10 protein-coding genes, 1 rRNA gene and 1 pseudogene are annotated in these 9,980 nt (G+C 63.7%); 11 read left to right on the forward strand and 1 reads right to left on the reverse strand.

The window, feature by feature from the left end; translation table 11 throughout:
• The 11 genes and pseudogenes from A39O_RS0103350 to A39O_RS0103400 all read left to right on the forward strand — a co-directional run.
• Positions 1-204 (forward strand): annotated as a pseudogene (locus A39O_RS0103350) (ATPase); the annotation flags it as partial.
• Positions 205-253: 49 nt separating this feature from the next.
• Positions 254-1,348 (forward strand): V0D/AC39 family V-type ATPase subunit, encoded by a 1,095-nt coding sequence (locus A39O_RS0103355; RefSeq protein WP_020503297.1) that lies wholly within the window; start codon positions 254-256, stop codon positions 1,346-1,348.
• Positions 1,349-1,421: 73 nt separating this feature from the next.
• The gene (locus A39O_RS0103360) at positions 1,422-3,326 is read left to right on the forward strand and encodes a V-type ATP synthase subunit I (protein ID WP_020503298.1); all 1,905 of its coding nucleotides are present in this window, start codon (positions 1,422-1,424) and stop codon (positions 3,324-3,326) included.
• 35 nt (positions 3,327-3,361) lie between these two features.
• Positions 3,362-3,814, forward strand: a complete 453-nt coding sequence (locus tag A39O_RS0103365) for an ATP synthase subunit C (protein ID WP_020503299.1) — start codon at positions 3,362-3,364, stop codon at positions 3,812-3,814.
• A gap of 11 nt (positions 3,815-3,825) precedes the next feature.
• Positions 3,826-4,212: a V-type ATP synthase subunit F gene (locus tag A39O_RS0103370; protein WP_040527027.1), complete on the forward strand. Its 387-nt coding sequence runs from the start codon at positions 3,826-3,828 to the stop codon at positions 4,210-4,212.
• 7 nt (positions 4,213-4,219) lie between these two features.
• Positions 4,220-4,861 carry a V-type ATP synthase subunit E gene (locus A39O_RS0103375; protein WP_020503301.1) on the forward strand — a complete coding sequence of 214 codons (642 nt, stop codon included), beginning with the start codon at positions 4,220-4,222 and terminating at the stop codon, positions 4,859-4,861.
• 4 nt (positions 4,862-4,865) lie between these two features.
• The gene (locus A39O_RS0103380) at positions 4,866-6,668 is read left to right on the forward strand and encodes a V-type ATP synthase subunit A (protein ID WP_020503302.1); all 1,803 of its coding nucleotides are present in this window, start codon (positions 4,866-4,868) and stop codon (positions 6,666-6,668) included.
• A gap of 111 nt (positions 6,669-6,779) precedes the next feature.
• On the forward strand, positions 6,780-8,159 hold the full coding sequence (locus A39O_RS0103385; protein ID WP_020503303.1) for a V-type ATP synthase subunit B: 1,380 nt from the start codon (positions 6,780-6,782) through the stop codon (positions 8,157-8,159).
• 3 nt (positions 8,160-8,162) lie between these two features.
• Positions 8,163-8,636, forward strand: a complete 474-nt coding sequence (locus tag A39O_RS0103390) for a DUF29 domain-containing protein (protein WP_211211530.1) — start codon at positions 8,163-8,165, stop codon at positions 8,634-8,636.
• A 26-nt stretch (positions 8,637-8,662) separates the two neighbouring features.
• Positions 8,663-8,950 (forward strand): YkgJ family cysteine cluster protein, encoded by a 288-nt coding sequence (locus tag A39O_RS0103395; RefSeq protein WP_020503305.1) that lies wholly within the window; start codon positions 8,663-8,665, stop codon positions 8,948-8,950.
• Positions 8,951-9,013: 63 nt separating this feature from the next.
• Complete coding sequence (locus A39O_RS0103400; protein WP_020503306.1) at positions 9,014-9,637, forward strand: V-type ATP synthase subunit D; 624 nt, start codon at positions 9,014-9,016, stop codon at positions 9,635-9,637.
• Positions 9,638-9,746: 109 nt separating this feature from the next.
• Here the strand turns inward: A39O_RS0103400 and rrf are convergent.
• Positions 9,747-9,862 (reverse strand): 5S ribosomal RNA (rrf, locus tag A39O_RS0103405).
• Positions 9,863-9,980: the final 118 nt, after the last annotated feature.

A 9,980-nucleotide genomic window follows, 5' to 3' on the forward strand; every position in this document is an offset into this window, starting at 1 on the left:
TCCGAGAATGAGCGGTTCACCAGCCGCATTCCCGATCTGCACCGGTCATTCATCGCCAAGGCCGAGGAGCGGGCGGAACAGAATATCGCCGAGTTGCGCCGCCGTTACGACGAGCGCCACGTGCATTTGCGCGACCAGGCCGAACAGCGGGAGGACGCGGCCCTGGAGGCCGCATTCCAGGTGCTGATCGACCCGAGCCGCTGACCAACCGCCCCTCCAGCGTCACCGCATCGTCCATCATCCTGCACCCACGATGAGCAACGCCGCCGCACANGCCTACTTGAACACCCGCGTCGCCGTGATGGCGACGCGCTTGTTCGATCCGGACACCATCGGTCAGTTGTCCCAACTGCAACTGCCTGAGCTGGCCGAACGCTTCGGACTCGCCGCGCTGCTCGACGAGCAACTGAGCGCCCGGACCCGCGGCCGCGCCATCGAGCAGACCCTGATCCAGGTCCTGCTCGCCGAACTCCAGGTCTTGGTGCGACCAATGCCCGCGACCGAACGGGCCGTCGTGCTGGCCTGGGGCCGCAAGTACGCACTCTTCAATCTGAAGACGCTGATCCGCGGGAAGCTCTACGCGCTGGATCAACAGGAAATCCGCGACAGCCTGTTCGACCTGCCGACCATCATCGATCCACCCGATCAGGAACTGATTCGCGCCGAGAACGTGCCGGAACTGCTGCGCCAACTCGAGGCCGGGCCGCACCGGCTGATTGCCCGTCAGGCGCGGGAAGCCTACGAACAACGACGCGAACCCTTCGCCCTGGAAGCCGCCATCGACCAGCGCTACTACGCCGGTCTGGCCCGCCAGGTCATGCAGTTCTATGACACCAATCTGCACCCGCTGCAGCAACTGATCGGTGCCGAACTGGACCGCACCGCCCTGCTCTGGCTGTTGCGCTTTCGTTTTTCCTACCAGTTCTCGCCCTCGGAGACCTTCTATCAACTGGTTCCGTCCATGCGGCTGCTGCACCGAGAACGGCTGCTGGCACTGGTCAATGTCGAGGACCTGGCGGGCGTCCTCGCGGCCCTGCCGCCGCCGCTGGATGCGCTGCTGACCGAGTGTCGAACGATCATCGACGTCCAACGGCACATGGGACGCCATGTCGCTCACGCGGCGCAGCGGCTGCTGCTTCAGAGCCCATCCGCGGTCGCCCGGGCACTCGCCTACCTGATGCTGCGCGAGATGGACCTCTATCTGCTGTTCGCCTTGATTCAGGGGCGCCTGCTGAACCTCTCGACCGAGGTCATGGACATCGCGCTGGAGATCATCGAACCCACCTGTCCCTGGAACCTGCCGCCCACCGGGGGAACGGCCGCCCGCCACCGCGCCGCGACGGCTTGATCCAGGACCTGCCCAGCGCACCCCAACCACACCAGTTATACGGGACAGACACCAGATGCCGCGGCCACGAATCATGAAGCATGTGCGCCTGCTGGTCCTCACCGAGGACCTGCCGCAGGCGTCCCTGACGCTGGCTCAAACCGAGTGTTTCCACCCGGATACCCGGCCGCCCCTGGAGCCCGCGCTGACCGGGCTGCCCGGGCGCACCTACCGGGACACCTACTATCAGGCACGGTCGCGGCTCGATAAGATCGCCAAGCTGATCGCCATACCCGAAGATCCCATGCTCGATCCCAAGCTTGATCCCAAACCTGATCAAGTCCGCGTGGTCGAGCCCGCGGAACTCGCGCAGCTCAACGACTGGCTGGGTCAAATCTGGCAGAAAGCGTCCGGTTATGAAGAAGACTTGCGGCGTCTGGACGATCAGGAGCGCCTGATTCGCGAACAGGAGGCGGCGCTCGCCAACTTCCAGCACTTGCAGATCGACCTGCGGATGCTCCGCAACAAGACGCGCTTCCTGGATTTCTATGTCGGCATCGTGCCGCGTGAAAATCTGCGTCAACTCGAAGGCGCGGTGGGGCTCGCCGACCATCTGCTCCATGTCTATATGCAGCGCGGCGAGCAATCCCATGTGGTCATCATCGGCCCCACCGGGACCACCGAGGCCCAACTCTCGGCGGTCCTCAATGCGGCCGGCTTCCAGCCCCTGCCCATCCCGGAAGGGCTGGATGACGACCCGCAACAGCTCCGCCAGGATCTGGAGGCGCAGCACCTGACGAACCGCATCCGCCGCCAATCCGAGTACGAGCGCATCGCCGAGTGGTCGACGCCCTTCCTGGAGCGTCTGGTGGCCGCCCGCCGCACCCTGATGCTGGCCGAACCCCTGGTCGCCCTGGACCCGTCCGTGCGCAGTTCGGGACATCTGGTCCACCTCGCCGGCTGGGTGCCGGCCCGCGCGGTCGACGACCTCACCGCCAGACTCAGCCAATCACTCGCACTGCCGTTCGATCTGCGGGTGCGCGACCCCTTGCCGGCTGAGCGCAAACTGGTCCCCACCGTCGCGACCAAGAACCGTCTGCTCGAACCCTTTGCCATGCTGGTGCAGCAGTACGGCATCCCCGAATACGGGGAGGTCGACCCTACCCCGCTGTTCGCCGTCACGTTTCTGCTGATGTTCGGCTCCATGTTCGGCGATGTCGGACAGGGTGCGGTGATCGCCGGGCTGGCCTGGTGGTTGCGCGCCAGGCTCGGGCGTTTCTGGCTGTTCGGGCTGATGGCGGGCCTGGCGTCGATGGGGTTTGGTTTCGTCTACGGCAGCATCTTCGGCTACGAGGAGGTCCTGCCCGCCCTCTGGATGAGTCCCATCCATGACCCGATTCTGATGCTCAAGATCGCCTTGGGTTACGGCGTCGTCTTCCTGACCAGCGCTTGTTTGATCGCCATCTATAATCGGCTGGTGATCAAGAACTGGTGGGGAGCCCTGTTCGGTCATCACGGGGTCGTCAATCTGATCTTCTATCTCGCGCTGGTGTGGGGCGGGCTGCACCTCGGCCGCGGTGAGCCCTTCGGCACGGTGCCGGTGCTCCTGGTCGGCACCGCCCTGGCCGCACTCGCCTGGTATGCCTGGCGGCACCTGGAGGCGCCGCTCGGCGAAAAGATCCTGGTCGTCTTCATCGAAACGCTGGAGACGGTCATCGGCTATATTTCGAATACGCTATCGTTCTTGCGTATTGCCGCATTCAGCCTGAACCATGTCGCCCTGTCGATCGCGGTATTCACCCTGGCCGGCATGATGGGGGCCTTCGGCCACGTGATCACCGTGATCCTGGGCAACGTCTTCATCCTGGTCCTGGAGGGTGGGATCGTGATGATCCAGGTGATGCGACTGCAATATTATGAAGGCTTCTCCCGCTACTTTGGGGGGGAGGGTCACGCGTTCACGCCGCTCAAGCTGCGGCGGGGATCGGCGCCGTCATGACCCATTAGAACCGACCACAACCCACGGAGTGTTTCATGTACTGGCTCGTCGCCTTGCTCTCCCTCGCCATTCTCGGCCTGATCGTCTCCGGCATTCTGCTGGAACTACGTCCCAGTCTCGCCGTGCGGATCCGGCCCTGGTACCGACCGGCGCTGGGCACCCAGCTCGTCGCCTTCGTCGGCGCACAATTCGGCTTGCTCCTGCTCGGCATGCAGGACGCCTTCGCCGTGACCGAAACCGCGGCAGCGGCCGGCGCGGCGACCGAGATGTCGACCGGCATGGGGTTGGCCATCATCGGCGCGGGCATCCCCACCGGCCTCTCCACGATCGGTGCCGGCATCGCCGTGGGCCCCATCGGCGCCGCGTCACTGGCGGCCATCACCGAGAAACCGGAAATCCTGGGGCGCACCCTGATTTATCTGGGTCTGGCGGAGGGTATCGCCATCTACGGTTTGGTCATCTCGATCCTGTTGCTCAACAAGATTTGAGCGCCGCCGCGATGACCACCGAGCACGAACCAGGCCATTCAACCCGCATGCTGTTCCTGGGCGAGGCGAGCCTGGCCGACGGATTTCGCTTGATCGGTTTTGAAACCCACCCCAATCCGACGCCGGAAGAGGCCGACCGCATCTTGCGCGACCTCAGCCGCAATCGCGAGAAGGCCTTCGTGGTGGTGGACGATCACGTGATGCGGGCGGACATTCCCAACCTCCAGCGGGTCCGCCGCGAGGGCGGGCGGATCGTTGTCATCGCGGTGCCGCTGCTGAATGCCCCGCCGATCCTGTCCAGCCAAGTCGCGGAGCGCTTGAACACGCTGTTCGGCGCCGCTGCTGTTCCATCCGGCCCAGCCGGCCAGTCCGGCGAAGCCCCGGTGAATCCTAAATGAATCCCCAATGAATCAGGTTCAAGAACTGGAACAGGCCATCCTGACCCGCGCCGAGCGCCTGGCCGCGGAGTTCCGCGAGCGCGGTACGCGCAGCCGCGACAGTATCTTGCGTGAGGCCGCGGAACGCCTGCGCCTGCGTGAGGCACGCGAGGAAGCCATCGCCAAGACCCTGGCCGAACGGACCTTCCGCCAGCGCGTGCAGGCAAGTGAACTCAAAATGCAGAGCCAACTCGATCTGATGCGCTGGAATCTGGTGCAGGATGTGGAACGCCAACTGCAAGAACGGATGCGTCACTTCATGGCGGACACCGACGCCTACAGTGCCTGGCTTCAGCAATTGGTAGCGGGTGCTGCCACGCTGATCGAACATCCCGAGATCAACGTCAGTGCCAACAGTGCCGACCAGAAGCGCCTCCGGCTGTGCTGGGACAGGATCACCCAGGCGGTTGCGCCGACCCGCAACCTGAGCCTGACCGACGATCCGATCGACACCCTCGGCGGCGTCCTGCTGACCAGCGGCGATGGCCGTATCCGCGTCGACCAAACCTTCGACGGCCGACTCGCACGGCTGCGCCCGCGCATTCAGCAGGTCATTCTGGAACGTCTGCTGCCCGGCGGTGTCGAGACCGGCAACCTTTTCTCCGGATGAGACCATGACAGAACTCAGCAGAACCGGTGCCATCCGTGATATCAACGGCCCCATCGTCACCGTTGACCTACCCGGCGCCCGCAGCGGCGAACAGGTCAAGATTGGCGAATTGGGCCTGTTTGGCGAGGTCATCTCGCTGGCCGGCACGACGGCGGTGGTTCAGACCTATGAGTCCACCGACGGGGTGCGACCCGGCGAGATCGCCGTCGGACTGGGATTTCCGCTCTCCGTTGAGTTGGGTCCCGGCCTGATGGGCGGCATCTTCGACGGGGTGCAGCGCCCGCTCGAAAAGATCGCGCTCCAGTCGGGTGATTACATCCGCCGCGGCATCAGCGTGCCGGCGCTGGACCGCGCCAGGCAGTGGGAGTTCGAACCCAATGAGGCACTGGAGCCGGGCGCCAAGGTGAGCGGCGGCCTGGTGCTCGGCACGGTCCAGGAGACCCTGACGGTCAAGCATCGCATCCTGGTGCCGCCGGGGGTCGCCGGTGAGTTGGAAGAACTCGCGCCCGCCGGGGACTATGACATCGAGGCGTCCATCGCCCGCGTGCGCACCGCCAAAGGCCATATCCTCAAACTCAGCATGTACCACCGCTGGCCGGTGCGGCGGCCCCGCCCCTATCTGCGGCGGGACGACGGCATCTCACCCCTGATCACCGGGCAGCGGGTCATCGATACCTTTTTCCCCCAACTCAAGGGCGGCAAAGGGGCGGTCCCCGGCCCATTCGGCGCGGGCAAGACGGTGGTCCAGCAGCAGATCGCCCGCTGGTCGAATGCGGATATCGTCATTTATGTCGGCTGTGGTGAGCGCGGCAACGAGTTGGTCGATGTCTTGGAGAGCTTTCCACAGTTGGATGATCCCTACTCGGGGCGCAAGCTGATGGAGCGGACCCTGCTGGTGGCCAACACCTCCAACATGCCGGTGGTCGCCCGCGAGGCGTCGATCTATGTCGGCGTCACCATGGCGGAGTATTACCGAGACATGGGCTACGATGTCGTGATGCTGGCGGACTCGACGTCGCGTTGGGCCGAGGCCCTGCGTGAAGTGTCGGGGCGGCTGGGTCAGATGCCGGTAGAGGAAGGCTATCCAGCCTATCTGGCGTCGCGTCTGGCCGCCGTCTACGAGCGTGCCGGCCGGGTCGAGACCTATGGGGCCGGCTCCGGATCGGTGACGCTGATCGGCGCCGTCTCGCCCCCCGGCGGGGACTTCTCCGAGCCTGTCACCAGCCACACCAAGGACATCATCGAGACCTTCTGGGCGCTGTCCAAAGAGCTCGCGGACGCCCGCCACTACCCGTCGATCGACTGGGTGACCAGCTTCTCCGGCCACGTCCACACCGCCGCCCAGTGGTGGCACAAGGAAGTGGACGCCAACTGGGAACGGCGCCGGACCGCGGCACTCGCGCTGCTTGCCCGTGATGCCGAGCTCTCACGCATCGTCAATCTGGTGGGACCCGAGGCCCTGTCCGACGCCCAGCGCTGGGAGCTGGAGGGCGCATCACTGATCAAGGAGGGCGTCTTGCAGCAGAGCGCCCTGGACGACGTGGACACCTTCTGCTCGCCCCAGAAGCAGTTCGCGCTGCTCGACATCGCCATTAAGATCTACACCAGCGGTGCGGAGCTGATCGCGATCGGTGTCCCCGTTTCCGAATTGCAGAACCTGCCGATCCTGGCCAAGATGCGCCGCATCAAGTCGATGTATACGAGCGACCAGATGGACCAGATCCAGGCCTTCCGGGCGGAGGTCAACTCGGCCATGGAGGAGATCCGCATCGAGTATGCCAAGCAAGGTGAACCCGCGGTGTCCTAGGCCTTCCCCGTGAGAGCGGCTTGCCCCCGCGATTCCCTGCGTCGCCATGAACCACGCAGGCCGCATCGGCAGGCCGCGCCCACGCTCATCTTCCCAGGGGTTGTAGCACGCATGAGCATCAAAGAATACAGGACAGTAACACAAGCCCGCGGCGGACTGCTGGTGGTGAAGGATGCGCCCGGGGTGGCCTTCGGGGACCGGGTCCGGATCGAAGACTATTCGGGCGGTATCCGCAACGGCCAAGTGATCCGTGCCGCCGACGACGCGGTCTTGATTCTCGTCTTCGAGGGCACGGAGGATCTGGACCTGGAACGGACCTGGGTCCGCTTTCTGGATGAGCCCGTGGAGATCGCCCTGTCGCCGGAACTGCTGGGGCGTGAATTCAACGGACTGGGGGAACCACGCGACGGCCGCCCGCCGATCCTCAGCAACCTGCGCCGACCGGTCGCCGGGTCCGCAATCAATCCGGCCGCACGCACCTATCCACGCGAGTTCATCCAGACCGGCATCTCCACCATCGATGGGCTCAACAGCCTGGTGCGCGGCCAGAAGCTGCCGATCTTCTCCGGTTCCGGTCTGCCGCATAACCGATTGGCCGCGCAAATCGTGCGCCAGGCCAAGCTCAAGGACGAGGACACCAGCTTCTCCGTGGTTTTTGCGGCCATGGGTGTCTCTTACGCCGACGCCAAGTTCTTTCGCGACGAGTTCGCCTCCTCGGGCGTTTTGCGCAACGTGGTGATGTTCATCAATCTGGCGGATGATCCGCCGGTCGAGCGTCTCACCCTGCCGCGCACCGCGCTCACCGCCGCCGAATACCTGGCTTATGACCTGGACCGCCATGTGCTCGTGGTGATGACGGACATGACCTACTATGCAGAGGCGCTGCGTGAGGTCGCCACGGCCAAGGGCGATGTGCCGGCCCGCAAGGGCTATCCTGGCTATCTTTATTCGGACCTGGCCGAGATTTACGAGCGCTGCGGGCGCATCCACCAGCGCCACGGCTCGATTACCATGATGCCCGTGGTGTCGATGCCGTCGGACGACATCACTCACCCCATCCCCGACCTCACGGGTTACATCACCGAGGGTCAGATCGTCCTGTCGCGTGAGTTGCACAACCAGGGCATCTATCCACCCGTGCATATCTCACCGAGCCTGTCGCGTCTGATGAAGGACGGCATCGGCAAGGACGATACCCGCGAGGATCATCCACGGGTCTCGGCCCAGATCTACGCCCTCTATGCGCGCGCCCAGGAGACCCGCAACCTCGCATCCATCATCGGTGCAGACGAACTGTCCGAGCGTGATCGGCGCTATCTTGCCTTCGCCGACGCCTTCGACACCCGTTTCGTCGGTCAGGGTGAATCCGAGGACCGCTCCATCGAGGCGACGCTCAACCTCGCCTGGGAACTCATGAGCAGCTTCCCGCGGGACATGCTCACGCGCCTGAAAGAGACGGACCTGGCCAAGTATTACACGGGGACAGATTAAATCATGGCCTTCGCGTTCAAGACACCAGCGCCTGATCCGATGGTCGGGCTCTATGAGAGCGACTACAGCCGGTGGTTGTTCGACAACGCCCGACTGTTGCGCGAAGGACGGTTCGCTGAGGCCGATATCGCCAATATCGTCGAGGAATTGGAAGACATGGGGCGCAGCGAGTATCGGGCGATCGAGAGTTACATGGGCATCCTGCTGATGCATCTCCTCAAGTGGGAGTTTCAGCCACAGCAACGCAGCAACAGTTGGCGGGGATCCATTTTCAACAGCCGGCGCGCGATCATCAAGCGATTGAAAGAAAGCCCGAGCCTGCGGGTTCGACTCGCGGAGGCACTCACGGAGGCCTATCCCGATGCCCGCTTCAATGCGTCCAACGAGACCGGATTGCCTGAACGTATCTTCCCCCCGGAGTGCTCTTTCAGTGTCGATGAAACCTTGGACCCTGACTTCTGGCCGGGCGTCGCGTGATCGAGATAGGCCATCTATTCCAATCCATGCCCAAGCCAATCGCTCCCGTCACCTGCAATCACTGCGCCGCGGTGTGCTGTCGGCTTGAGGTCCTATGCATCACCGACACCGGTGTCCCCCGCCGCTACACCAGACTCAACCCGGGCGGTGTCCCCTCCATGGACCGCCTGCCGGACGGCTGGTGCGCCGCCTTGGACCGCGATACCCTGCGCTGCCGCATCTATGAGCAGCGCCCGCTGATCTGTCGTGAATTTGAAGAGGGCGGACCTGACTGCCTCGCCGAACGGGCAGGCTGGGACGATCACCAAGGCTAGCGCCTGGGTTCCGCGCACCTTACACGCCAACCACTTGTCACTCAGAGTTCGCCGCGTCTCCTTATGGCCCAACAACTGATCAAGGTTCCGCCGACCAAGAACACCCTGCTCAAACTCAAAAAGCAGGCAAAGTTCCTTGAAGAAGGGCACGACCTGCTGGAGCGTAAACGTGAACTCTTGACACGACTGGTCTACGAACGCATCGGCGACTACCGGCGCTTGCGCGCCGACGCCGAACGCGCACTGAGCGAGGCCTTTCGATGCCTCAGCCTCACCCACCTGCGTATGGGCAGCCGCGGCATCCATCAGGCATCACTCGGTGCCGAACCCGCATTGAAGGTCGACATCCTTCCCCGCCGCGCACTCGGTGTCGAGTACCCGTCGGTCAGTGCCGAACGCCTGCCGCTCAAGCCGGTCGGTCTACTCGGCACCGACGCCAGCTTCGACACAACCCGCGATCACCTCGCGGACGCGGCCGTCATACTCGCCCAGTTAGGCGAAGTCGAGATCGCGCTACACCGCCTGATGGAAGAACAACGCAAGGCACAAAAAAGAGTCAATGCACTGAAATATAACATTATTCCGCTCTATCGCCGGACCATTCACTTCATTGCGTCGGCGCTCGAAGAAGAGGAGCGCAACACGCTGTTTCAAGTGAAACTGCTGCGTGCACGCGATACCGGCTAAACCTCGTCCAGCGCGAAAAGCGTCATTTTCATGGGCGGTTTCGCGCGATCACGCCGGTACCGGCCAAAAAAAACCCCCGCTCGTTGGAGCGGGGGTTTTTGGGATAAGGCCCTGGCGGTGACCTACTTTCGCATGGGGAGACCCCACACTATCATCGGCGATACACCGTTTCACTTCTGAGTTCGGGATGGGATCAGGTGGTTCCAATGCTCTATGGCCGCCAGGAAAAACGTGGGCCCCGTCGCGGACGCGGCCCGGATGATCGTAGTCAGGAACACCCTACAGTGCTTGGGTGTTATATGGTCAAGCCGCACGGTCAATTAGTACGGGTTAGCTGCACGCG

Source organism: Lamprocystis purpurea DSM 4197 (assembly GCF_000379525.1).
Taxonomy (GTDB): Bacteria; Pseudomonadota; Gammaproteobacteria; order Chromatiales; family Chromatiaceae; genus Thiodictyon; species Thiodictyon purpureum.